The sequence below is a fragment of the Micromonospora sp. NPDC005215 genome, from assembly GCF_040607915.1.
Taxonomy (GTDB): domain Bacteria; phylum Actinomycetota; class Actinomycetes; order Mycobacteriales; family Micromonosporaceae; genus Micromonospora.
The window spans coordinates 22,743-47,428 of sequence record NZ_JBEXHQ010000021.1; the positions used below are offsets into that span (position 1 = coordinate 22,743).

20 protein-coding genes are annotated in these 24,686 nt (G+C 68.7%); 12 read left to right on the forward strand and 8 right to left on the reverse strand.

Annotated elements, in window-relative coordinates:
* Positions 1 to 159: 159 nt before the first annotated feature.
* Together ABZU25_RS17380 and ABZU25_RS17385 are read right to left on the reverse strand one after the other, a co-directional pair.
* The gene (locus tag ABZU25_RS17380) at positions 160 to 1,131 is read right to left on the reverse strand and encodes a hypothetical protein (RefSeq protein WP_355030344.1); all 972 of its coding nucleotides are present in this window, start codon (positions 1,129 to 1,131) and stop codon (positions 160 to 162) included.
* A 60-nt stretch (positions 1,132 to 1,191) separates the two neighbouring features.
* Positions 1,192 to 1,929, reverse strand: coding sequence for a helix-turn-helix transcriptional regulator (locus tag ABZU25_RS17385; RefSeq protein ID WP_355030345.1), 738 nt, complete (start codon positions 1,927 to 1,929; stop codon positions 1,192 to 1,194).
* Between the two features lie 594 nt (positions 1,930 to 2,523).
* Between ABZU25_RS17385 and ABZU25_RS17390 the strand changes: the two genes are divergently transcribed.
* Positions 2,524 to 3,360 (forward strand): AfsR/SARP family transcriptional regulator, encoded by an 837-nt coding sequence (locus tag ABZU25_RS17390; RefSeq protein ID WP_355030346.1) that lies wholly within the window; start codon positions 2,524 to 2,526, stop codon positions 3,358 to 3,360.
* 28 nt (positions 3,361 to 3,388) lie between these two features.
* On the opposite strand, the gene ABZU25_RS17395 is transcribed toward ABZU25_RS17390, so the two are convergent.
* The 3 genes from ABZU25_RS17395 to ABZU25_RS17405 all read right to left on the reverse strand — a co-directional run bounded on the left by ABZU25_RS17395 (position 3,389) and on the right by ABZU25_RS17405 (position 7,788).
* Positions 3,389 to 4,339, reverse strand: a complete 951-nt coding sequence (locus ABZU25_RS17395) for a TauD/TfdA family dioxygenase (protein ID WP_355030347.1) — start codon at positions 4,337 to 4,339, stop codon at positions 3,389 to 3,391.
* A gap of 28 nt (positions 4,340 to 4,367) precedes the next feature.
* Positions 4,368 to 6,365 carry an amino acid adenylation domain-containing protein gene (locus tag ABZU25_RS17400; protein ID WP_355030348.1) on the reverse strand — a complete coding sequence of 666 codons (1,998 nt, stop codon included), beginning with the start codon at positions 6,363 to 6,365 and terminating at the stop codon, positions 4,368 to 4,370.
* 76 nt (positions 6,366 to 6,441) lie between these two features.
* A complete protein-coding gene (locus ABZU25_RS17405) occupies positions 6,442 to 7,788 on the reverse strand; it encodes a condensation domain-containing protein (protein WP_355030349.1) in 1,347 nt (448 codons plus the stop codon).
* A 656-nt stretch (positions 7,789 to 8,444) separates the two neighbouring features.
* Between ABZU25_RS17405 and ABZU25_RS17410 the strand changes: the two genes are divergently transcribed.
* The 10 genes from ABZU25_RS17410 to ABZU25_RS17455 all read left to right on the forward strand — a co-directional run bounded on the left by ABZU25_RS17410 (position 8,445) and on the right by ABZU25_RS17455 (position 18,509).
* Positions 8,445 to 9,338 (forward strand): fatty acid desaturase, encoded by an 894-nt coding sequence (locus tag ABZU25_RS17410; protein WP_355030350.1) that lies wholly within the window; start codon positions 8,445 to 8,447, stop codon positions 9,336 to 9,338.
* A 20-nt stretch (positions 9,339 to 9,358) separates the two neighbouring features.
* Entirely contained in the window at positions 9,359 to 9,982 is a 624-nt protein-coding gene (locus tag ABZU25_RS17415; protein ID WP_355030351.1) for a hypothetical protein, read from the forward strand.
* Between the two features lie 145 nt (positions 9,983 to 10,127).
* A complete protein-coding gene (locus ABZU25_RS17420; protein ID WP_355030352.1) occupies positions 10,128 to 11,738 on the forward strand; it encodes an aminotransferase class III-fold pyridoxal phosphate-dependent enzyme in 1,611 nt (536 codons plus the stop codon).
* A 1-nt stretch (position 11,739) separates the two neighbouring features.
* Positions 11,740 to 13,188, forward strand: a complete 1,449-nt coding sequence (locus tag ABZU25_RS17425) for an AMP-binding protein (protein ID WP_355030353.1) — start codon at positions 11,740 to 11,742, stop codon at positions 13,186 to 13,188.
* Complete coding sequence (locus ABZU25_RS17430) at positions 13,178 to 14,122, forward strand: amidohydrolase family protein (RefSeq protein WP_355030354.1); 945 nt, start codon at positions 13,178 to 13,180, stop codon at positions 14,120 to 14,122. Before ABZU25_RS17425 ends, ABZU25_RS17430 begins: the two co-directional genes overlap by 11 nt.
* Positions 14,119 to 14,367: a hypothetical protein gene (locus ABZU25_RS17435; RefSeq protein WP_355030355.1), complete on the forward strand. Its 249-nt coding sequence runs from the start codon at positions 14,119 to 14,121 to the stop codon at positions 14,365 to 14,367. Before ABZU25_RS17430 ends, ABZU25_RS17435 begins: the two co-directional genes overlap by 4 nt.
* Positions 14,364 to 15,329, forward strand: coding sequence for an amidohydrolase family protein (locus ABZU25_RS17440; RefSeq protein WP_355030356.1), 966 nt, complete (start codon positions 14,364 to 14,366; stop codon positions 15,327 to 15,329). The genes ABZU25_RS17435 and ABZU25_RS17440 overlap by 4 nt, the downstream gene beginning before the upstream one ends.
* Positions 15,326 to 16,126, forward strand: coding sequence for an alpha/beta fold hydrolase (locus ABZU25_RS17445; RefSeq protein WP_355030357.1), 801 nt, complete (start codon positions 15,326 to 15,328; stop codon positions 16,124 to 16,126). Before ABZU25_RS17440 ends, ABZU25_RS17445 begins: the two co-directional genes overlap by 4 nt.
* Positions 16,127 to 16,175: 49 nt before the next feature.
* The gene (locus ABZU25_RS17450; protein ID WP_355030358.1) at positions 16,176 to 17,372 is read left to right on the forward strand and encodes an MFS transporter; all 1,197 of its coding nucleotides are present in this window, start codon (positions 16,176 to 16,178) and stop codon (positions 17,370 to 17,372) included.
* A 225-nt stretch (positions 17,373 to 17,597) separates the two neighbouring features.
* Complete coding sequence (locus ABZU25_RS17455; RefSeq protein ID WP_355030359.1) at positions 17,598 to 18,509, forward strand: GNAT family N-acetyltransferase; 912 nt, start codon at positions 17,598 to 17,600, stop codon at positions 18,507 to 18,509.
* A gap of 155 nt (positions 18,510 to 18,664) precedes the next feature.
* Here the strand turns inward: ABZU25_RS17455 and ABZU25_RS17460 are convergent, their stop codons facing one another.
* A complete protein-coding gene (locus ABZU25_RS17460) occupies positions 18,665 to 19,057 on the reverse strand; it encodes a nuclear transport factor 2 family protein (RefSeq protein WP_355030360.1) in 393 nt (130 codons plus the stop codon).
* Positions 19,058 to 19,328: 271 nt separating this feature from the next.
* A complete protein-coding gene (locus ABZU25_RS17465) occupies positions 19,329 to 20,798 on the reverse strand; it encodes a PLP-dependent aminotransferase family protein (RefSeq protein ID WP_355030361.1) in 1,470 nt (489 codons plus the stop codon).
* 47 nt (positions 20,799 to 20,845) lie between these two features.
* Between ABZU25_RS17465 and ABZU25_RS17470 the strand changes: the two genes are divergently transcribed.
* A complete protein-coding gene (locus ABZU25_RS17470; RefSeq protein WP_355030362.1) occupies positions 20,846 to 22,198 on the forward strand; it encodes an FAD-binding oxidoreductase in 1,353 nt (450 codons plus the stop codon).
* A gap of 135 nt (positions 22,199 to 22,333) precedes the next feature.
* Here ABZU25_RS17470 and ABZU25_RS17475 read toward each other — a convergent pair whose 3' ends face one another.
* The gene (locus ABZU25_RS17475) at positions 22,334 to 24,658 is read right to left on the reverse strand and encodes a glycoside hydrolase family 3 N-terminal domain-containing protein (protein ID WP_355030363.1); all 2,325 of its coding nucleotides are present in this window, start codon (positions 24,656 to 24,658) and stop codon (positions 22,334 to 22,336) included.
* Positions 24,659 to 24,686 lie beyond the last annotated feature (28 nt).

Genomic DNA, 24,686 nt, shown 5'->3' on the forward strand with positions numbered 1-24,686 from the left:
CCGGATCCGCGCTTCGCCGCGGGACGTACGAGCACCTCGCGGCGAGCCTGCTGGAGTGTCCTGGGCCGGCCCGTCGCCATCGCGGCGACGCCCCTACCCGGGAAGAACTGGCGTGGCAGTCGCCGGCAGGAGGGGCTGTCGATCGCCAGGTCGCACGTCCTACCGTTGGGCCCGTCGAGGCCGACGTACCGGGTGGACACCGGCGGGGGCGGTCGGAGCGACAAGAACACGAAGCTCCACCCCACGCTCGATGCCGTGGCTGTTGGGCCAGTCGAGCTGCACGTCCGGGTTGAGAAGCGCCACCTGGCCACTCCACCTCATGGTGTTCGGCGGCAGCAGACATGCCGACAGGTCCGTTCGGGTGTCGTCGGCGAACCGATCAAGTGCCTGCCGCCAGGAGGCTTCCGCCGCCGCGTCGGTGTCCATGACGACCAGGAGCTGATCCGTCCCCCGCCGAGCGTCGTGCCACCAGCGTCGAACCGTGCAGGCGGCGGCCGACCCGGTGCCTCCGCCGCCGCGACCACCGACGTGGGGTCGGTCCTTCGCGCGTCCGGTACGCGGGCGCCGTCCGCTGACCACCACCGCCGGTAGCTGGTCTCGCACACAGGCCAGGAGCCGGTCGTGCACGTCGCTGAACCCCCTGTGGTGGACGCCGTGGTCCGACGAGCGGGATTCCGCCTGCCCGACCAGGCGGAATCCGGACTCACGCAACAGTCGGGCGACCGTCCAGGCCGACGCACGATGGCGACGAGCGTTCAACTCCTCGGCGAGCGCCCTGGTGGAACGGGTCGTCCACTGCAACGGAGGCCGCGCCGCCCCGTGCGGCTCCATCAGATCGAGCAGCGCGGACAGCAGCGTCGGGTCGGTCTCCGTGAGCCTCTTGCGGCCGCCACCGGCACGCCGGACCCGGCCGGCCGCCCGACCGTCGGACGTTCGCAACTCCCGGATGCCCCTGGACACGGTGCTCGGGTGCACTCCCGCAGCCGCAGCGATCCGCCCGACCGCTCCCCGCCCCAGTGAGTCCGCCCGTGCGGCCAGCACCAGCCGTCGCTGCCTTTCGTCGAGATGGGGCTCCAGACGCCGGAACTCCCGAACGAATTCCTCGACGCGGTCAGTCGACAGATCGTCCATGGCGGAAGTATTACGGCGATGGCTATAAGCCTCCTATATCGGGCCGAAGGAGCAGCGACCTCATTCTCGTGCTCCGGGCACCCAGGAGAGCCAGCCACGCTCGGCGGCGCGCACCCCGGCCTGGAATCGGCTGCTCGCCCGCAGACGCTTCATCAGCTCGGCGACGGTCCGGCGGGCGGTCCGGACGGAGACGCCCAGCCTGCGCGCGATCACCTCGTCGGTGTACCCGGCGGCGAGCAGCTCGGTGACCGCGACCTCCTGCCGGGTCCGCCGTTCGTCGGTGGCAACGACAGGCTCGCAGAACGGATGCGCCTGCTGCCAGATGCCGTCGAACAGCGCGCACAGGGCGGCGACGGGACCGGGGCTGTCCAGAACGAACGAGCCCTCCTGCGGTCGCGCTTGATCGGCGTCAATGATCGCCACGCGCTTGTCGAAGATCGTCATGCTTGGCGGCAGGAAGGGAGCGGTGCGTGCCTGCGCGGCGGACGAGACCAACCGGCTCACTGCCGGCGCAGCCGCCTGGTCTTTGCGCACGCTGTCCAGGAAGACGTACCGAACGCTGATCTCGGGCGACAGGACCGCGGTGTCCAGGGTTTCCAGTAGTCGGCCCTCGGGCCTGGGAGTGAGGTCGGGGACGAGCACCGCCACGTTGCGCTCGCAGTCCCGCGACAGTCGTTCACTGTAGGCGTAGACAGCGTCCCTGCTCACCATCGCCCGGACACCGACCTGCTCACCGAGGGCGTGGCGGTCACGATACTTGACCAGCAGGTCGTTGACTGCGGCACGGGCGGCAGCCACCGCTCTCCGCCTTTCCAACAATTCCGCCTCACGCCTGTCGAGAAGCATTCCGAGACTAAGTTCCGGGTGAACTATCCGGTGCCTTCGGTGAGCTTCGAGAGAGGGCCGGACGAGCGACAGTTGATACAGTTCGTCGAGTGCACGATGAATTCGTTGCACCGTCCACGCCAGCTCGTCGGCCAACTGGGACGTGGTTAGTTCCGGATCCGACAGTAGTTTCCGGTAAACGGAATCGGCATCCGTACTCACGCCAAGACCAAGCAAGAGCATGCTTCCCCCATGAGTCCTCGGTCGCATGTACCGAGATCATTCTTCGCTACTCGTGGCGACGTTTCAAGATTGATATACTTCGCAAATCGTTAATGTCCCGTATATCATCTGTTAACACCCATGACCAAAATGGCGCCCATCGCCGGCGCGTCGACTGCCGCCCGAGTCGCCCTATTCACACCAATCCGGCCACATACGAGTAACCGGACGGCAACCCACTGCCACTGCAGGTTCCTGACAGCGGTGGAGGTCGGTCACCCAGCGGGATGTCCCCCAGAATCAGGTGCGTTCGCCATTCCATACGACGTCACGAGGGGGCCCACATTGGAGTTCACACTTCTGGGGCCGGTCGAATCCCGACTGGACCATGCAACCACAATCGCGCTTCCCGGGACGAAGATGAGCACGGTCCTTGCCGCACTCCTATTAGCGGAAGGAGGCGTGGTCCCCGATGAGAAAATTGCCGACCTGTTGTGGAGGTGGTGGCCACCGGACACCAGGACCGCGCAGATATATACGCACATCTCACGTCTGCGGAAAGTCTTCGGGAAGCGGATCGAAATCGTGCGCCATCCGCACGGATACGCCCTTCCACAGGGCGATTGGACAGTGGATCTTCTCCGCTTCAGACAGCTGAACGACAGGGGCCTGGCCGCTCTGGAGAACGAGCGACATGCCGAGGCTGTGAGCCAGTTCCGGGCAGCACTGAGCCTCTGGCGTGGCGAGGCTCTGTCGAACACGACGACCTTCATGCGGGAGCTTGAGGCACCCCGACTCGCGGAATACCGGGTGGCCACCACGGAGAACTACGCAGAGGCCGCCCTGGCACTCGGCGACCACCGCCAGCTCGTGCCCGAGTTGCTCGATCTGGTTGCCCGCTTTCCCATGTACGAAAGACTCCGGGCGCAGCTCATGACCGCTCTGCACCGCAGCGGCCGGCCCGGCGATGCCGTGCAGGTGTATCAGGAGGGCCAACGCATCCTCGCGGAGGAGCTCGGGGTCGATCCTGGCCTGCTGCTGGGACGAACATACCGGGCTCTACTCAACGGTGAATTGGATTCCGACGTCGTCGTCCTGCCGGACTTCCTGCGGGCGAGGCCCAAGCGGCGCGCCGTTGGCAGGGAAGCGGGACGCGCGGCCGAATCAGCTGACGTGCGCTGAAGGATCCGGCCGCGCCACCACCGCCTCGTCAGCTCGCGTCGGACGGTTCCGCCATCGCCACCGCGATACGGCGCGGCCCGGTATACGACTCCCGCGCATGCGCGGTAAGCATGTTGTCGACGATCAGCACGTCGTCGTACCGCCAGTCGAATCGGGTGGCCGCTGCCCGATAGGTCGTCCTCAGGTGGTCCAACACGTCCGACGGGATGCGACCGCCGTCGCCGTAGTACGTGTTCGTCGGCAGATCCTCCTCGGCGAAGAGTTCCCGCATGCCGTCCTGAATCTCCGGTGGGAGCGAGGTGATGTGGAAGAAGGTCGCGTGGTTGAACCAGACCCACTCGTCGGTGACCGGGTGCCGGCGTGCGACGGCCCGCACCGCTCGGGTGCGAAGGCCACCGTCGGGCCGCCACTGCCACTCCAGACCGTGGGAGTCGCAGTACCTCTCGACGTCACGACGATCGTCGGTACCGAACGTCGCGGGCCAGGCGACGCCGAATCGCTCCTGGAAGTTGCGGACCAACTGCCACCCGCGGCGCTCGAACTCCTGCCGTACCGACAGGTCCAGGTTTCGGTACACCTCCCGCACGTCGGCCAGGGGCGTCGCTCCCTGGGTGCGCGGCGGCTGCATGCAGTGGAAGAACAGGAGGCGCGGCCAGGAAACCTGGTAGGAACTCTCGTTGTGCAGCAGAATCTCCTGGTCGGCCGGATAGTCCGTGGAGGTGTAGACCTCGCCCTGGATCGTGCTGCGGGGTGACGACCGTTCCAGGTACGTCAAAGGCGCCGAGCCGGAGAAGGCCCGAACCGCACCATCGAGACCAGCCGCTCCCCCGACCCGGAATCCGCGCAGCAACAGCGCCCCGCCGTCGTGCAACTCCTCACGTAGGGCCGCGCGGTGCTCGCTCAGGTACGTCTGGACGTCGATATCGTTGCTGGGGGCTTCGTGAACGATCGCCAAGGACGTTGCGGTGCTGTCTGCCATCTCGGTGCGACTCCTGTCGTCCAACGCTTCAGTGGATCTCGGGCATCGTGATGAGTCGAGCCTGGGCTTCGACTGTCGTCGCGGAGAACAGTCCACGCAGGGCGAACCGCTCTCCCGTGGCGGCTCGCAGTCGGCTCGCCAACCTGGTCAGTTGCAACGAGTTACCGCCGAGATCGAAGAAATCGTCGAAGGCGCCCACCTTGTCGACCTCGAACAGGGCAGCCCAGGTGTCGGCGACCAGTTGCTCGGCGGCATCGCGCGGCGCGACGAAGCCGGCGCCGGACCGGGGCCGCTCGGGGACGGCCACCAGAGCCGCTCTGTCGATCTTGCCGCTGGGCAGGAGCGGAAACGCGTCCATCATCCGGAAGTGGGACGGCAGGTGGCTCTCCGGAAGCCGCTCCCGTAGGAACGCCCGCAACTCGTCGACGGAGACCGACCCGTCGACGACGACACTCGCCACGAGTCGCTTCTCCGTGGCACTGGGATCGGCGACGGTAACGACTGCGCCGGTGACCGCCCGGTGCTCGGACAACACCGCCTCGATCTCACCCGGCTCCAACCTGACCCCATTGACCTTGAGCTGGTGGTCCAATCGACCCAGATACTCCAGGGTCAGGTCATTGCGCCACCGCGCCGAGTCGCCGGTGCGGTAGAGACGGGAGCCAGGCGGGCCGTACGGATCGGGGACGAAGCGGTCTGCCGTCAGCTCCGGTTGACCCAGATACCCGCGTGCGACACCCACTCCGCCCAGGTGCAGCTCTCCGGGAACTCCGACCGGGACCGGCAGACCGCCCGGGTCGAGAACCAGCGCCCTCATCCCGGGCAATGGCGTGCCGATCGGGACCTGCCCGCGATCCAGGTCCGGGCCGACGACGTGCGCGGTGGCGTTGATGGTGCACTCGGTCGGCCCGTACTCGTTCCACACGGTGACGGGTCGGCCGATGCGGGCGCGCACCTGCGCCACCAGCTCGCCGGACAACACCTCACCCCCGGACAACAACACCCGCAGAGCCGTGCAGCCCGCCCATGCCTCCTCGGGTTCCTCGACGAGCAGTCGGAGCACCGACGGCACCACCTGGAGCACTGTCACGCCATGCTGGGCCACCGACCGCAGTACGGCCCGGGGGTCATGCTCGGCGCCCGCCGGTGCCAACACCACGGTGCCGCCAGCGACCAGGGGCGCGACGATCTCCCATACCGCAGCGTCGAAGCCGGCCGACGTACGGTGCAGGACGCGCTCGCCCAAACCGACGCCGACGGCGGAAATGATCCAGTCGACCAGATTCGCGACACCGGCATGGGTCACGCCTACGGGTTTGGGCAGCCCGCTGGAGCCGGAGGTGAAGATCGCATAGGCCAGGTTCTCCGGCGCTCCGCCGACAATCGTCCGCCCGGCTTCTGCCGCCGGACCGTCGTCCTCGACGACGCGCAGCACGCGGATCCCGCGTTGCCGGGCGGACGGCGCCAGGCTCGGCCCGGCGAACATCAGGGTTGCCCCCGCCTCGGCGGCCAACGAGAGGATTCGTGCCGGCGGGTTGTCGAGGCTGATCGGCAGGAAGGCGGCGCCTGCCTTCCAGGAGGCCAGCACCGCCACCACGAGCGCCACCTCGCGCGGGCAGCAGACGGCGACCACGGAGTCGAGACCCGCACCGGCCGCCCGGAGCAGGTCTGCGGTGCGGTCGACGGCCCGGCTCAGTTGGGCGTAGGTGACGTGACGGTCGCCGTCGATGATGGCCGTGGCGTCCGGTGTGCGGTGGACCTGAGCCGCGAAGCGCGAGACGAGCGACGTGGCCGACGCGTCACCGACGCCGGACACCTCGGCGAGCCCCGGATCGCGGCGCAGGCTCGACGGCTGCAGGTCGGTCCAGATACGGCCGATCTCGGTAAGGCACTCCGGGCGGGTGCCACGGTGTCCGGCGACGCGCCAACCGGCGGGCGGATCCCCCTCACCCGGCCACACCGAGTACTGGTCCTCCTCGTTCCGGACTACTGTGCAGATGCGGTCGTCGAAAGGCTCGCCGGCCATGCATGCTCCCATCGGCGGATCGGTGACCGGTTCCCGGTCAGCGGGTAGGACATCGTCGGTTGCGAACCGGGGGGCGCTACGAGTGCCGGGCAGCCGGATCACCAGATCCGAGCGCGAGCACGAACGCGAGGTCGCCCGTTCGCACCAGGGGAATCCGGGAGATCGGCACGTCCGGCGGAGTCAGCGAGGCCTCGATGATCCGCAGGTAGACTTCGGCGAGCCGTTCGACGGTGGTCGATTCGAACAGGTCCGCGTCGTAGCTGAACGACGTGGAGAAGACGTCCCCGCTCTGTTGCGTCTCCACCATCAGGTCCAGCTGCCCCTCCTGCTGAGGCACCGGGATGAGCTCCAGATCGAGCCCCAGGTGTCGGATCCGCCCGTCGGAGAGGCCGGGCACCGGCAGACGGTCGGCGACCGCAAAAGAGGAGATCACCGTCATCGCCTGTCGGCTGTCCACCAGGTCGGTGGGGAAGGCGGAGTGGGCGAGCCCCTCCACCATCTGCCGGTACGTCGCCCCGGCCACCGAGCGGAACGTGGGGTCGGTCCCCAGCTTCGCCCGTACCGGAAGGACGTTGACGTAGTAGCCGACATTGCGCCGAGCGTGGAGCGTCGACCGGGTGCTGACGGAGGATCCGATGAGGAACTCGGGCCCCGCGCCACAGCGGTGCAGCGCGACCTGCAACGCCGCGAACATCCAGGCGGACACCGTGACGTTCGCCTCGGCGGCGGCTGCGACCATTCGTTCGCCGACGTGCCCGGGGAAGGTGACCCGGTGGCTGCCTCCCCGCAGGGAACGCCTGGTCGGACGGGGCCGGTCGGTCAGCAACTGTGCCGCGCCGGCCGTGGCGTAGACGTCCTCCCAGTGCTTGCGGGCCATCTCACCTCGCGCCGACCCGACGAGGTCGCGTTCCTGTCGCACCTCGTCGTCCCACCGGACGGGCGTGCCGACCGGCACCTCCCGGTCCGAGACTGCCGCCGCGTACCGGCTCAGCAGCTCGTGCAGGATCAGCCACTGTGAGGTGGCGTCGGTGACGATGTGGTGCGCGGAGACCACCAGCACGGCGTCGTCTGCGCGTCTGCGCAGCAGCACCAGCCGGAACGCCGCGTCGACCGTGATGTCGAACGGTCGCAGTCCCAGCTCCGCGGCCATGCTGGCCAGCTCGGCGTCGTCGGCGTCCGGCAGCTCCCGGGTGTCCAGGGCGGCACCGCGCACGCCGTCGAGTCGCCGTTCCGGCCGGCCGCTCGCCGTCGCCGGGAAGCGCGACCGCAGGAGTTCGTGGCGTCCGACAAGACTCGTGAGCGCCCCCTGGATCAGGTCCGTCCGCAGCGGTGTACGGACCCGCACACCGAGGACGAGGTTGTATGCCCGGCTCCCCGGATCCAGCTGGTGGGCCAACCACAAGGCTTCCTGCCCCGCGGACATCAGCATCCTTCACTCATCTCTGCGGCTTCTCACCGCACCCGAACGGCGCTGTCGATGTCGTCTTCGGCCGTGGTCGGAGAATTCCGCGAATCCGGCGCTGCTGCCACCCTCACAGCATCTTCTATAGAATTCCTATACGACGCCCGCTCCGGCGCCTCGGGGCACGAAACGAGCTGATCGTGCGTCCGGACGCATCATCGATGCGTTTACTTATTTGCTTCCAGTCGCCCGCGGGGCAACACCCACAGTGACGCCGATCGAGGCCAGGATCGATCCCGGACGGCGCGATATCGCGGTGGGTCACTGCCTGGTGGAAATGCGGGAAAACAAATCGTTGCCGGGCATGTCGCCGCCGTGCTACCTACTTGGGACGTACAAGATTCCCAGTGTCGTGAAAGCGGATCCCCGCCGCCGCCCCGGACAACCCCGTCTCGGCGTGCCGCTGCGATTCGATGACCAACGCGGCGGATTGTCCAGTCTCATTCGGATGGTGAGTGGTTCACGCCATACGAGCCGCCGGCGTGGCCTCATGATCGAACGAACACCGAGGGAGGAAGTCGGAAGCCGTGGAAACAATCGACAACGACACCACTGCGAGGCGACCCCGCGCGGCCGCTGGTGGGCCGCAGCCGGTCACGTCTCCGACGAGGGCCGAGGTGCGTGGCGCCTTCGGACACCTGCGCACCGAGATCGACAACCGCATGTTCGCAGCGAAACTCCTGGTGTGGATCCTCTTCACGGTGGTGGGCGCCGTCCTGGCGCTGCGCGCCGGCGCGATACCTCGGTTGACCGGAGTGATCGTGCTCGGGTGCATGTTCGCCCATGCCGCCGAGCTGCAGCACCAGACGTTGCACAGCCTCGGGTTTCGTAACCGGCGGGCCAACCTGGTCGCCGGCGTCGTGCTCGGAGTGCCGATGCTCATCTCCTTCTCGGCATACCGGGCGACGCACATGCGGCATCATCGTGATCTCGGAACACCCGCCAACCGGGAGTTCTTCGACTACGGCGACCAGTACGGCGCGGGTGGGCAGCGGTCCCGGTCGCGCGTGGCGTGGGACTGGACGATCCGTTTCTCCATGCTGCACCACTACGGCTTGTTCATACAGAACTGCCTGACGGCCCTGCGCCGGTTGGACTACGACGGCGAGACGGCGACCGTCGCACGCCGGATCAGGCGGGACCACTACCTCATGATGGCGCTGCTGACGCTGGCCGTCGCGGTGTCCGTCTGGTCGGGGACCGCCTATGTCGTCTGGCTGTGGCTACTGCCACTGCTGCTGGTCGCCGGACCGGTCCACGCCCTGGTCGAGCTTCCCGAGCACTTCCGGTGCGAGACCCTCAACCAGGACGTGTTCGCCAATACCCGCACCATCCGCTCCAACCGGCTGATGATGTGGTTCACCAACGGCAACAACTTCCATGTCGAGCATCACCTGATGCCGAACCTGCCGATCGAGCAGCTGCCCGACCTCCACGTGGAGATCCGCGACAGCCTCCGCAACTTCCATCCCGGCTACGTGGACTTCTTCCGGAAGCTGGTACGGCGATGACGCGACCGTCCGCTCCGGTCGTGAGCTACCGCATCGCCCGCTCGGCGACCGACCGCGCCGCCGTGCTCCGACTCCGCGACGCGGTCTACGTCCGGGACCAGGGACGTCTCCTGGACGTGCGCGACACGGCCGACACGTTCGATCGCTTCGACGCCGCGGCCTCGTACATCCTGGCCTTCGCCGAGACCAATCCGATCGGCGCCGTCAAGGTCGTAGCGGACCTGCACGGTGGGCTGCCCTGTGAGGACATGCAGGACCTCCGGAGCCTGCGGCTGCCGGGCAACCGGCTCGTCGAGTTCGGCCATCTCATGACACTTCCGGAGGTCCGCAGCCGTTCGGTCGGCATGGGGCTCATGCGAGAAGCCCTGCGGCATGCCGTCACGCAATTTTCCGCCACGCACATCGTCGGGGATTTCTTCGCGGACGAGAAAGCCGGCGGGCTGCGTGACTTCTACTCGACCATCGGCTTCACGCCGGTCGGCGGATGCTACGCCGACCACCGTTTCGCCGGAAACCCACTCAGCATCGTCGGCGTGCTCGACATCCGTGCGGCGGTACGACGCACGATGGCCGACACCGAGCAGAAGAACCGATTACTCCAGTACTTCTTCGGTGATTACCACACGTACACCGCAGCATCCTGACGGCCATCATCAGCGAGGGAATATCATGACGCGTACCCGCCGTCAGTCGTTGGCCGAGGCCAAAGCGGCACACAACCACCCAGCGTATTCTCGGATGTCCTTCGTCATGGGTTGCGGTATTCAAGGACCCGGCGTCGGGAGTCACGTGGAGGACGAGAACGGCGAGCGTTATCTCGCCCTTTTCGACCAGTACGGTAACCAGTCCTTCGGCTACTCGCACGAGCGCATCATCGGCGCGATCGAGGAACAGCTGGCCAGCCGCAGGTTGAACAGCACCAAGATCATGTTCGAGGTGGAGCAGATCCGACTGAGCAGCAGACTCTCCGAGTTGACGGGAGGCCGGCTTCCCTACGCCTACCTGGCGAACGGCGGCGGGGAGAGCATCGACAACGCCCTGAAACTGGCGCGCGCGAGCACCGGTCGACCGGGTTTCGTCACCGCGATCGACTGCTTTCACGGCAAGACTCTCGCCGCCCTGAGCGCCTCCGGGCGCGCCGAGCACGCACGCCTGTTCAGTCCGTTCCTGGAGCACTTCCGCCAGGTGCCGTTCAACGACATCGCCGCGATGGAGGCAGCCCTGGACGGCGACATCGCGGCGGTGCTGCTCGAACCGGTGCTCGCGGAGGGCGGCGTCATAGTGCCCGACCCGGACTATCTCGCGGCCGTGCGGCGGCTGTGCACCGAAGCCGGTGCCCTGCTGATCCTGGACGAGATGCAGACGGCCTTCGGGCGATGCGGCACCTTCTTCGCCTTCGAGCACTTCGGCATCGCGCCCGATCTCGTCTGCATCGGTAAGGCGTTCGGAGGCGGCGTGCTGCCTCTGTCCGCCGTGCTGGGCACGGCCGAGGTCTGGGAGACGTTACGGGCGTTGCCGTCGACGTTCGGTTCCAGCCTCGGCGGCAACCCCTTGTCCTGCCGAGTCGGTCTGGAAGCGATCGAACTCGCCCGTGACTCGCAGTTCCAGGACGACGTGAGTGCCAAGGGAGAAATCATCGCGGAGCGGCTGGACGCCCTGGCGGCTCGCTTCCCCGAGCTCATCGCCGCCCACCGCGGCATCGGAATGATGCACGGTCTCGAATTCCACGACGAGTCGCTCGGCGGCATGGTCCTGAGTCTGCTGCTGCGCGAGCGCGTCACCTCGACGTACTCGCTGTACAACAACCGGGTCCTGCGGGTGCAGCCCCCGATGGTGATCTCGCGGACGGACCTGCTGCGCGGGCTCGACGTGCTTGAGCGGGTGCTGTCCCAAGTGGACCGTCGCCGCCGGGACTTCCCGCTGAACACCGTGCCGTCCTCGCCGGTCGCGGCCTCCCGCGTGGTGGCGCTTCCGCCCGCGGCGCTACGCGACCTGCTGCACCGCAGACCGCGCCTGTTGGATCCGTTCGCGGTGCGGCCGGACGACGAGACCGACGCGAACCGCCAGGAGGATTTCGTCGGCACCCTCGGCACCGACCCCGTCGTCTGGACCGACGAGATCGAGCGGCCGACGGACGGCATCGTCGTCCGGGCGGTGCCGGACTGGCTGTGGCACCGGCTGGACCGGGCGGTACGGGTCAGCGCGGTGCCGGGCGACGACGGCAGGTGCCGGGTCGACGTGCGGATCGACTGGGACACCGGCTCGCTGTCCTACGAGCCGATGCTGGCGGGCCACCTCGGTCCGTTCGTCACCGACCGGTTGACCGCCCTGCTCGATCATCTCGGCGAACTCGCCGCTGCCGCGGTGCAGCAGCGCCCGCCCTCGACAGTAGGGAGCTGACATGAAACTCACTGAGCTCGCCGACCGGTACCGCCGAAACACGACAGCCCGTCTCGTCGAGATCGACATGACGGGAACCGCTCGCAGCATCACCTACGCCGAGCTGGGCACAGCCGTCGACGAACGGATCAGCGACCTGCGCACCGCTGGCATCGGCGCCGGCTCGACCGTCGGCCTCCGGCTGGCCAACGGCATCGACTGGGTGATCTGGGATCTGGCCCTGTTGGAGGTGGGTGCCGTCCTCAAGGCCTTTCCCCACGACAGAACCATCGAGGACGTCGACGCCTTTCTCACCCGGCACGGCCTGGCACTGTTTGTCGACGGGGAGCGGACCCACCGGCCCGCCGTGGCGGTGCGGGCCGCGCAACCGGACGCAGACCTGCACAGCCTGGTCTACTCCTCCGGCACCTCCGGCCTGCTCAAGGGCCTGCGGGTCAGCCGCCGTGGCACCGAGTACGTCATCGACCGCTTCATCGAGAGCTTCTCCATCACCAGCGCCGACCGCCACGTCATCTTCCTGCCGCTTGCCAACTACCAGCAGAGGCTCTCGGTCTACTGCTGCCTCTGGACCGGGGCCGACCTCGTGCTCAGCCCGTACGAGCAGATCTTCACGGCGCTGCGGACCGAGTCGCCGACGTTCCTGATCGCACCGCCGGTCTTCTACGACGCCGCGCTGCAACTACACCGCCGGGCCGGCACCGGCGAGTCCCTGGCTGCCTTCTTCGGCGACCACATCCGCTTCATGATCACCGGCATGGCACCGATCCGGCGAATCACACTGGACGGTTTCTGGTCTGCCGGGATGCAACTGCTGGAAGCGTATGGCATGACCGAGAGCGGCATGATCGCGTGGAACACTCCCGACGCTCACCGGCTGGGCACCGTGGGTCGGCTCATCGACGCCGACGCGGTCACCTTCATGCCGGACGGCGAGTTGGTGATAAACCGGCCCACGCCGTTGAGCACCGGCTACTTCGACGTGGACGAGTCGGTCGCTGCCGAAACGTACCGGCCGGACGGAACGATCGCCACGGGCGACTTCGGGCGACTCGAAGACGGCTTCCTCACCCTCGTCGGCCGCAAGAAGGACATCATCACGTTGGGCAACGGCCGCAAGCTGCATCCGGCGACCATCGAGGCACGGTTCGCCGAGGTGGCCGGCATCGCCGAACTCGTGGTGGTGCAGACGGCCGGGCAGCGGGTGGGCGCCATCGTCACGCCGATGACGACCGACGATGACGCCAGAACCGCCGTGCGCGCCGCCATCAGCAGCACGAACGAAGGCCTGCCCAGCGACGAACGGATCGTGTCGCTGGTATTCCGTGACAGCCCACTGACCGGCGACCCCCGGTTCATGACAGCGAACCTGAAGATCAGCCGGGCCGCGGCCAGCGAGTACCTCGCCGAACAGTCCACGGCGCACCGGGGATCTGAGTCGAATGATCATTGATTCCCACGTCACCCTCGCCAGCGATCTGGTCATTCCACGGGAGTTCCTGCTGGCACAGGCGGCGAACGCCCATCACCGGCTCGCCGCGCACGGTGCCGATGTCTCCGCAACCGCCATCGCCGACCGCCTGCTGGCCATGCACCAGGACCACGATGGGGACCTCCTGGTCGCCGAGATGGACGCGGCGAACGTCGACTACGCCTTCCTGGTCGCCGCCGACTTCTCCCACGTCTCCACGCAGGCCCTGCCCCCCGTACAACTGGCTCAACTGCACCAGCGCATCACGCAGCGGCATCCGGGCCGGTTCGGGTACTTCTGGGGAGTCGATCCCCGGGCGGGCTCGGGAGGGCCGGAAGCCTTCGAGCACGGGATACACGAGTACGGGGCGGCGGGCATGAAAATCTATCCGCTGGCGGGCTACTCACCGAGCGACCGACGGCTCTATCCGTACTACGAGGTGTGCGCGGAGTACGGCCTGCCCGTGCTGACCCACACCGGACCCGGCTGGGCGCCGCTCGACTTCACCTACGGTCCCCCGCTGCTCGTCGACGACGCGGCACGCGACTTTCCGTCAGTCGACTTCATCCTCGGCCACGGCGGGGTGACCCACGTGGAGGAGGCGTCGTACCTCTGCGCCCACCGGCCCAACGTTCATCTGGACATCAGTCAGTTTCCGTCCATGTTGAGCGCGCAGGGCTGGGCGACCCCGCTCAACCTGCTGTTCCACAGCGGCATCAACCACAAGATTCTCTTCGGCACGTGTTGGCCGTCATTCCGCATGTCGACATCCCTCGCGGAGGTCCTGAAGGCCTTCACGACGGGCGAGGTCTTCGAGGGCGTGAAGCTGGCGGACCGAAGAATGATCATGTCAGGCAACATCCGCAGGCTCACGGGCGACTCCGCCCGGACACCGACCGTTGGAGGACAGCGATGACCGTCGAGGCGAACCCACTGCACGACGACCTGATCGCCTGGGTCCGGGAATGGAACGAGGGCGACGACACGGTGGAGTTCGACGTCGACACGCCGTTGCTGGCCAACGGGGTCCTGGACTCCATGGGACTGGTCGCCTTCATCAGCCACCTGGAGAAGCGGACGTCCACCCGGTTCGACTACGGCACCTTCGTGCCGGGGCCCTCGTCGACCATCCGTACCCTGCTGCGGCACTGTCTCAGGTGAGGATCCTCGACGGGCACTGCCACGTCGCCTCCACCCATTTCATCCCACTCACCTTCCTCGCGGACGTCGCGGCCGGAATGCACCGCAGACTCGCCAGCCGCACCACTCCCCCGCCGCTGGACGAGTTGGTCGCCTCCTACGTCGACCAGCACCAGGACCACCAGGCCGACGAACTCGTCTCGGAGATGGACGCGGCAGGCGTCGACCGGGCGGTCCTGCTGATCCCTGACTTCGGCCTGGTGATGCCGGAACAACCGAGCATGATGGACATGGCCCGGCGGCATCACGCGATCCGACTGCGCCATCCCGGTCGGTTCTGGGTCTACCTGGGAGCGGACCCACGCCGCGGTGAAGCCGGGGTCCGGGATGTCGAGACGGCCGTCGAGAGGTACGGCTTCGACGGCGTCAAACTGTATCCGCCGTGCGGATACTCGCCCTCCGACCAGGCGCTCTATCCGCTGTACGAGGTCTGCCGGCAGCGTCGCCTACCGGTCTTCGTCCACATCGGCCCGACCGCCCAGCGACTGGCCTTCACGCCAGCACATCCCCTTCTGGTCGACCAGGCAGCACGGGACTTCCCGGATGTGCAGTTCGTGCTCGGCCACGGCGGCGTCACCCACCTCGACGTCACGAGCTACCTGGCGGCGCATCGCCCGAACGTGTATCTCGACACCGGTGGCTTTGCCGGCGCCCGCGCCCCGGAGGGCTGGCCCACCCAGCTGAACCGGCTCTTCCGGATGGGCCTGAACCACAAAATCATCTTCGGCACCGACTGGCCGCTCAATCGCATGTCGGGTGGTCTGCGGAGGCTCGTCACGGAACTGGTCGACGGCGAACACGCCTTCGACTCGGTGCCGCGCGGCGACCGAGAGTTGATCCTCGGCGGGAACCTGCTGCGGGTGCTGCCGCCACACGCTCATGACGTCGGTGTGCGGACGGTTGCCGAGGTGACCCGATCGTGACCGCACCGGCACCGCCGATACTCCCCCTGCGCATCGACGGCGAGGGCGCCGCGCTCGTCTGCGTCCCGCCGATCTCCGGATCACCGTACGCCTACCCGCCCCTGGCCCGACACGTCCAGGGACGGCCGATGGTGGCGCTGGAGGCGCCCGGTTTCGATGACGACTCCGACCCGGTCGACTCCCTTCCCGCGTTGTCCACGGCTTTCATCCGTGCCGTGCGCACGGGCTGGCCCGCGGACCGTTACGTGCTACTCGGATGGTCGATGGGTGGGGCCGTCGCGTTCGACATGGCACATCGTCTACGGGCCGCAGAGGTGCGGATCCCCATGCTGATCCTGGTCGACGCCATCGCGCCGGGCCGGGTCCGGCATCCGACGGGCCGGGCCAGGGTGCGGCAGTTCGTCTCCGATCTCCTGGAGGGAGTCGGAATGCCGCTGTCCGGGATTGACGCCGCTCTGGCTGCCGTACCCGACGGCGTCGATGCCACCGGCACCCTCACAACCCTCATGGAATACGGTATCTTTCCCGAAGGTTTCGACGAGGCAACGCTGCTCGGTCGCTATCGAGTCTTTGATGCCCATGTCACGGCACTGAGTCGACACCGTGCCACAAGTGGTTACGACGGTCCGGTGTCAGTCCTGAGAGCGCGGGACTCCGATCCCGAGCTGATGTCGTGGGAGGGCCTCGCCACCGACGTCCGGGAGGAAGTCATTCCCGGCGACCACTATTCGATATGGAAGGGCGACGGGCTGGTGGCGTTGAGTCGCACGGTCCAGCGCGCCCTGGCGAACACCTGATTGCCCCGAAGGGAACGACCGACGGATGTCGTTTGATGTCGGACGCCGCGTGAGCGTCCTGCTGGCCATCGCCCTCTCCGCCTTCATCTTCAACACCACGGAGAACCTGCCAATCGGCCTGCTCAATCTGATGTCGTCCGACCTGGGCGTGTCCCTGCCGGCGGCCGGTTTCCTGGTCACCGGATACGGTCTGGCCGTCGCCGTCGTGTCGCTGCCGATGGCGCAGCTCACCCGGCACATGCCCCGCCGTTTCGTGCTCTCCGGCGTCCTGGTCGTGCTGGCCGTGGCGACCATCGGCTCCGTGCTGACCACCTCGTACGGCGTGCTGTTGGGCGCTCGCATCGTGGTAGCCGTGGCACAGGCCGTTTTCTGGGCCGTCATGGGTTCGGTAGCGGTCGGACTGTTCTCGCCGGAGATCCGCGGCCGGGTCCTCGCCGTGACATCCGTGTGCGGCTCGTTGGCCACCCTGCTCGGCGTTCCCGCCGGCACCTGGCTGGGTCAACACACCCGGTGGCAACTGCCCTTCATCATTCTCAGCGTCATCGCGCTCACCATCGCCGCTCTCATCGCCGCGCTGCTGCCGACCACCCGACCGGAGGAGAGCCACGCCGCGTTCGGCTCGGCCCCGGACCGCCGGCACTTCCTCGTCGTGCTGCTCACCACGGCGGTGGCGATGACCGGTCTGTACACCGGCTTCACCTACATCGGCGAGTTCATCACCGAGGTCGCCGGCTTCCCGGACAGCATGGTGGGTCCACTGCTGTTCGTCTACGGCGGCGCGGGAATCATCGGCGTCGCGGTGCTGGGCCACCTGCTCGACCGACACCCGCGCAACTCCCTGGTGCTCGCGGTTTCCGTGCAGACAGCCGCCATGCTGCTGCTGTTCCAGTACGCGGACAATCAGCCCGTGGTCATCGCCGCCCTCGCTCTGCTCGGGTGTTCCGCCGCACCCATCTTCACGGCCACCCAGGCACGCATCCTGCACGTGAGTCCCGGCCGTACGGAGATCGGGTTCGCCGCGAACTCCGCCGCCTTCAACGTCGGCGTCGCGGCTGGCGCATTCGCCGGCGGTGCCGCGCTGTCGGCATTCGGGGTCCGCGGTGCGTTCCTCGTCGGCGGACTGCTGACCCTCGCCACGGTGGCCCTCCTGCTGGGCGAGCCGTTGCTGAAGGTGGAACGGCGCGCGCCGGACATCCGTCATGTCGTAGCGCGCCACGCGAACGCAAACGCAGACGATGCGCGCTGACATTGCGCAACCGTCGTCGCCCGCGCATGTCGGCGCCATCGAGCGCTCGGTCCGCCGCATCCGGAGGCCAGAGCGTTGCGCCAGGTAGGCCGCAGGCGCGGACGTCGACAGGCGCGGTGTCTGGCTGCCGTGCGGCAGGGGTGTCGGCTGGCTCAGCGCTTGCAGGTCCTCAGGCCGTGCGAAAATCCCGTGTCGATCTGCCCCGGCGATGGCTAGCGTGCGCAGATGAGCATCATCCCGATGGCCGGACTACGGCTGCGGTTCTTCACCGATCCGGGCGAGTTCCTGGCCGCAGCGGGTGACTACCTGGCCGCCGATCCGGTCGTCAGCACGGTCGTGACCACCGTCGCGAACCGGCTGTTGTCCCAGCGGACCGAGGGGATCTCGCAGCCCGACCGCAACTGGTGGCTGGTGGTCAGCGACGACTTCGGCGCCGTGGTCGGTGCCGGGATGCGCTCGGCACCGTATGCCCCCTACCCGCCGTTCCTGCTGCCCATGCCCGATGAGGCGGCCGTTGCGTTGGCCCAGGCACTGCACGAGCGCGAGGAGGAGGTACTCGCGGTCAATGGGGCCCTGCCTGCCGTTGAACTGTGCGCCGCCGAGCTGGCCCGGCTCGGCGGGGGTCGAGTCCAGGTCGCCCAGCACACACGGCTGCACGAACTTGGCGAGCTGGCATGGCCGCCCCCTGCGCCTGGCGGCTTGGTGGTCGCGACTCAGGACGACGTGGACCTGGTCACGGAGTGGTTCGCCGCGTTCATGGGCGACGCCGACGAACAGGCGGGCCGCCCACGCGGTACCAGTGCGCACGAACTGCCCGACCGCGCGGAGATGCTGCGCCGGCTCCAGGACGGACGGCTGTGGTTCTGGGTCGACGAGACCGGGGAGCCGGTGCACCTCACCGGCGCCAACCCACCGTCGTACGGGGTGGCCCGCGTGGGCCCGGTGTACACGCCGCTGTCCCAGCGCGGGCGTGGTTGGGCCAGCAACGCGGTCGCCGAGGTCTCCCGACAGATCCAGGCCGAGGGTGCGCGGGTCTGCCTGTACACCGACCAGGCCAACCCGACCTCGAACAAGATCTACGCCGCCCTCGGCTACCGGCCGGTCGTCGACATGGCCAACCTGGTCATCGTCCGCTGACGCCCATCGGACGAAGCCACTCGGGACGCCGGCGTAGGTATCGCCGCCGCTGATATCCGCCGAGACGGGTGCCCGAGATGGCCGGGGCGGGCGCGGCCGATGACGCTTGGCGCCACTCTCGGGGCTCACGCAGGTCCAGCTGCGCTTCGGACGTGCTAGCCGACGGTGGCCTCACGCTGGATCTGCTCGAACTGGGCGGCCATCGCGGCGGCCAGGGCCTGCGCGGCGGACAGCGGGCGAATCATGACCGTGAGCTCATCGATCAGGCCCCTCTCGTCCAGGTGCAGGACGTCGCAACCTTCGACGGCGACGTCGCCTATCCGCGCCTCGAATACCAGCGCGTGATCGCGATCGCCGTCACCGCTCAGCTCACGGACGTACCGGAAGTCCTCGAACACGCGCAGCACGCCGCGCAGGATCGCCGCGGTGATTGCCTTGCCCGGATACGGCTGGAACGCCACCGGGCTGCGAAAAACCACATCGTCGGCCAGGGCCGCCGTGATGGCGTCCGAATCGCGTGCTTCAACCGCCGCGCGAAAGTCGATCACCACGCCAGCGTACGGGGTTTCCCTGGCCGCCGGTCGCCCCGTACTCGTCGCCGGGGAGAATTCGCTCCATGGCGAACACCGACGCACGACGGCGCTGGCGAGGGCAGCAGTCTGCGGAACTGCGGGGACGGCTTCATTCGGATGTCGCCCAGGGTGACCTCGAGGGATTCGCGTTGGTGCGTCCGGACGGATCCCGGACGGCTGAGGTCGTCAACGTGCAATGGATGGACAACCACCCGGCAGGTCCCGACACCCGAAACCTGCGCCAGGATCAGGGACCCGCGACCGCGTCAACCCCACAGTCGGTGGCCAGCGCGTCGCGGCAGATCTGCGCACGGACCTCTGCGACCGCGTCGGCAAGGGCGTCCACTCCATCGCTGATGGAGCGTTCGGTGAGGGTGGCGTAGCCGAAGATCAGCCCGCCGGGTGCGGCGGGGCTCAGTCGGTACCGGGAGACGCCTTGCACGACCAGTCCGCGTCGGGCGGCGGCGGCCACGACCGGGGCCTCGTCGAGGTCGGGCGGGAGCCAGGTTACGACGTGTTGGCCCGCCGCGACACCGACCGGTTCCAGTTCGGGCAGCCGTACGCGCAGCGCGGCCAGGAGTGCGTCGCGGCGGCGGCGGTAGACCGGGCGCATGCGCCGCAGGTGCCTGTCGAACTCGCCGCGGGTGAGGAAGTCGGCGAAGGTGAGTTGGTCGATGACGGGAGAGCCGCGGTCGGCCCGTACCTTGGCCGCCGTGATGTCGTCGACCAGGTGTGACGGCGCGAGCAACCACCCGAGGCGCAGCCCTGGCGCCAGGGTCTTGCTCGCTGTGCCGCAGTAGACGACGGTGTCGGGTGCCAGCCCCTGCATGGCGCCGACGGGCGAGCGATCGTAGCGGTACTCCGCGTCGTAGTCGTCCTCGATCACCACAGCGCCGCGACGCTGCGCCCAGCCGATGACCCGGGCCCGCGCGGTGGCCGACAGGACCCCGCCGGTGGGCCACTGGTGCGAGGGCGTCAGCACGACGGCGTCCGCGTCGGTCTGCTCCAGTTTCTCGACGAGAATGCCGTCCGGCCCGACCGGGATGCCGATCACGTCCAGGCCGGCGGCGGCCGCGACGGGGCGGGCGTCGTCGTCGGCGGATGGGTCCTCGACGGCCAGCCGGCGGACGCCGCGCGCCGCGAGCACCTGGAGGATCAGCGCGACGCCCTGGCCGTAGCCACTGCAGATCACGACGTTCTCCGGGCGGGCCGATGCGCCGCGGACCCGGTTGAGGTAGTCGGACAAAGCTGCGTGCAGTTCGGGTACGCCACGCCCGTCGAGGTAGGCGAAGCGTTCGTTCGGTGTGGTGGTGAGGACCGTGCGCACCGAGCGCAGCCAGGCGGCCCGGGGGAATGACGACGCGTCGGTGCGGCCGTACCCGAAATCGATCCGGGCCGCCGGCCGGTCCCCGCCGCGCCGACCCGCCGACGGCGGAACCGGTTCGACCGCCACCTGGGTGTAGCCGCCCGCCCGACTGGTGAGGTAGCCCTCGGCGACGAGTTGCTGGTAGGCCTCGACCACGACGCCGCGGGAGATTCCCAGATCGGCTGCGATGGTGCGGGTGGGCGGCAGGGACGTCCCGAGCCGCAATCGGCCGGCCCGGATGCTGCCCCGGATCGAGGCGGCGATCTGCCGGTGCAGTGGTTCGGCCGCGGACCGGTCGACATTGATGAGCAGGTCCGTCGCGGTGCTCGAATTGGTCCTGGGTTGGCCCATGAGATCGGACCTTACCCGGTGTACCGATTTCCGTCAGGCTCAGACGCATGACGACAACGACCAGTCCCCGCTTCGACGGCCGCGTCCTCACCACGGGTAATCCGGGTTACGACGCGGCCCGCACCGTCTGGAACGCCATGATTGACCGGCGCCCGCGGATGATCGTGCAGGCCGCGAGCGTCACCGACGTGGTGGCCGCGGTGCGCCTGGCCCGCGAACTCGACCTGGAGATCGGCGTACGCTGCGGCGGGCACAACGTGGCCGGCCTCGCCGTCCCCGCGAACGGCCTGATGATCGATCTGACCCCGTTGAACGGCGTTCGGATCGACCCGATCCGGCGGCGCGCCCGGGTCCAGGGCGGCGCGCTGCTCGGCGCACTCGACCGGGCGTCGCAGCCATACGGCCTCGCCACGACCGCGGGAAACGTCTCGCACACCGGGGTCGGCGGCCTGACCCTCGGCGGCGGCATGGGTTGGCTCGCCCGCCAACACGGCTTGGCCTGCGACAACGTCGTCTCCTACACGATGGTCACCGCGGACGGGGAGGTGGTGACCGCGAGCCGCACCGAGAACCCCGACCTCTACTGGGGCCTGCGCGGCGGGGGCGGCAACTTCGGCATCGTCACCGACTTCGACTTCCAACTGCACCACACCGGAACGCGGACCCTGGTCGCCGAGTTCGACTTCCGCGCCGAGGACGCCGTGCCGGTGCTCGAAGGCTGGCGGGACCTCAACGCCGTCGCGCCGCGGCAGGCGACCTTCACCGCCGACGTCCACAGCACGACCAGGGGGCCTATCGCCACCGTCGGCTTCGTCTGGGTCGGCGACCCGGCACAGGGTCGCCGGCTGCTGCCGGCGATGCGCGCGCTCGGGCGACCGCTCGCCGAGCGGGTCACCACCCCGTCGTACCTCGAACTGCAGCAACGCGACGACACCGTCGGCGGCCACGCCTACCGCCGGTACTCCAGTGCGCACTACCTGCGGCAGTTCCCCACCGCCGCGATCGAGGCGTTCCTGCTGCGCGGCGCGTCGGACCTGCAGGCCGACGCCTACCTGCCCGGCGTCGGCCTGCAGGCGCACGGTGGCGCGATCGCGGACGTCGCGGATGCCGACGCGGCGTTCAGTCACCGCGGCACCGCGTTCGAGTTCGGCGCCGGCTCCCGCTGGACCGAGCCATCCGAAGATGACATTCGGATGGCAGCGGCTCGCAGTGCCGGAGCCGCGCTCGACCCGTACGCCAACGGCGTCTACGTCAACTCGCTCGCCGCCGACGAGGGGCAACGCGGGGTACGCCGCGCATACCCGGCCGCCAAGCTCGCCAGGCTCACCGCACTCAAGACGATCTGGGACCCGCACAACGCGTTCCACCTCAACCACAACATCCGGCCCCACAGCCGGTAGCGCAGCCGGCTGCTCCTGCCCAACCCGGTCAGGGCGGGCTGCGACCCGGCCTGTCCGGTTGGCGCTGCGCTACCGCCCGTCCGCCCGCGGCACGGGAGCGGGGGCCGGTCCACCGGCAACGCCGGCGGACCGGCTTCAGCGGATGTCGGTGCTGGTCCAGCGTGGGGAAGCGTTGGTGACCGGGACGGTGTCACCGACCAGCGTGGTCACCGCCTGGGTGTCCCGCTGCACGCTGGTGCCGACCCAGAGTTCGACGTCGCCGGGCTCCACGACGCGGGTGAACGTGCGGTCGGAGAAGGCCAGCCGGGTGGTGGGGACCGTCAGCTCGACCGTGACGGACCGGCCCGGTTCCAGGTGGACTCGCCGGTAGCCGAGCAGCTGCGCCACCGGCCGGGTCACCGAGGCCACCAGGTCGCGACCATAGAGCTGGACGACGTCGTCGCCAGCGACCGCGCCGGTGTTCGTCACCCGCACCGTCACGACCAGCGCACCGTCGCTGGGCACCGTGATGGGCACTGTGAGATCGCTGTGCGTGAACGTCGTGTAGGACAGGCCGTGGCCGAACGGCGCCACCGGCGTCGCCGGCAGGTTGGTCACCTCGTTGCCCTGACCAAGGGTGGGGTGCAGGTAGGAGTACGGCTGCGCGCCGGCCGGCCCGGGCAAGGTGACCGGCAGCCTGCCTGACGGGTTGACCCGCCCGGAGAGCACCCCCGCGATCGCCCCGGCGCCCTCCTCGCCCGGGAAGAACGCCTGCACCACCGCCGCGCAGCCGGAAAGCGCCCAACCGACCGTGTACGGCCGGCCGGTGACCAGCACGAGGACGACGGGTGTGCCGGTTGCCATCACCGCCTCGACCAGTTCGCGCTGGACGCCGGGCAGCTCCAGGTCGTCCCGGTCGCAGCCTTCTCCGACAGTGCCGCGTCCGAAGAGGCCGGCGTGGTCGCCGACGACCAGGACGGCGACATCCGCGGCGGCAGCCGTGTCGACAGCCTCGTCGAAGCCGGATCGGTCGTCGGTGTCCACGTCGCAGCCGCGCGCCCAGCTGACGAGATCGCCGCCGAACTCGACCCGCATGGCGTCGAGCACGGTCGGCACCTCGATACCGGCCTCCACGCCGGGATGTTGGACGAGGACGTGGTTGAGGAACGAGTAGCACCCGAAGAGCGCACCCTGCCGATCGGCGTTCGGGCCGATCAGGGCGACCCGTCGCCCTGCCGGCAGCGGCAGCGCGTCCCGGTTGGCGACAAGTACGATCGATTCCTCGGCGAGCCGACGGGCGATCGACCGGTGCTCGGGCGAGTCGAGGTCGACCGCCTGGGGCGGCTCGTCGGTGAAGGTCGCGTCGAGCAGACCAAGGTCCTGCTTCTGGCGCAGCACCCGCAGCACCGCACGGTCGACGAGCGCCTCGTCGAGCTTGCCCGCCCGCACCGACGCCGGCAGGGTCAGATAGGCGTCGCCGGTCGGCAGTTCCACGTCGACACCGGCGATCAGCGCCTGTCCGGCCGCCTCCGCGTGATCGGCCGCCACGTGATGCAGCAGGTTCAGGAACGCGACCCCGTAGTAGTCGGCCACGACCGTGCCGTCGAAGCCCCACTGGTCCCGCAGGACGCCGGTCAGCATCGTCGGGTCGGCGGCGACGGGCACCCCGTCGATCTCGCTGTACGAGTGCATGACACTGCGTGCCTCGCCGTCGATGATCGCCATCTCGAACGGGAGGAGCAGCACGTCGGCCAGTTCCCGACGGCCGACGTGCACCGGTCCGAAGTTGCGCCCGGCGCGCGAGGCGGAGTAGCCGGCGAAGTGCTTGAGGGTGGCGTGCACCCCCTGCGACTGCAGGCCGCGCACATACGACGTACCGATGGTGCCGACCAGGTACGGGTCTTCGGAGATGCACTCGTCCACCCGACCCCACCGGGGGTCACGGATCACGTCGAGCACCGGGGAGAGCCCCTGGTGTATGCCGAGGGCCCGCATCGAGGCGCCGATCGCCGCGGCCATCTCGGTGACCAGTTCGGGGTCGAACGCGGCGCCCCAGGCCAGCGGCGTGGGAAAGGTGGCCGCCTTCCACGCCGACAGCCCGGTGAGGCACTCCTCGTGGACGATCGCGGGGATGCCGAGCCGGGTCCCCGTTACCAGATCTCGCTGGAACTTCCACAGCCAGGACGCGCGGGCCGCCGCGTCCAGGGGGCGGGTGCCGTAGGCGCGGGTGAGGTGACCGAGCCCGTGCCGGGAGAAGTCCTCGAGCTTGACGGCGTCGCCGAACTCCCCCTGCAGCGGTGCGACCGCCTCGCCGTCCTCCTTCTCCCAGAAGCCGACGAGTTGGGCGATCTTCTCCTCGATCGTCATTCGGCCGAGCAGGTCGCGGAGGCGTGCTTCGCTGTCGTGCCCGTCCGGCCGGCCGTGGTCCTGACCGTTCGGAGCCGGCGCCGGCCCGTCCACGAGCGTGTGGACCTCAGTCATGCTGTGCCTTTCTTTGGTCGTGCCCCGT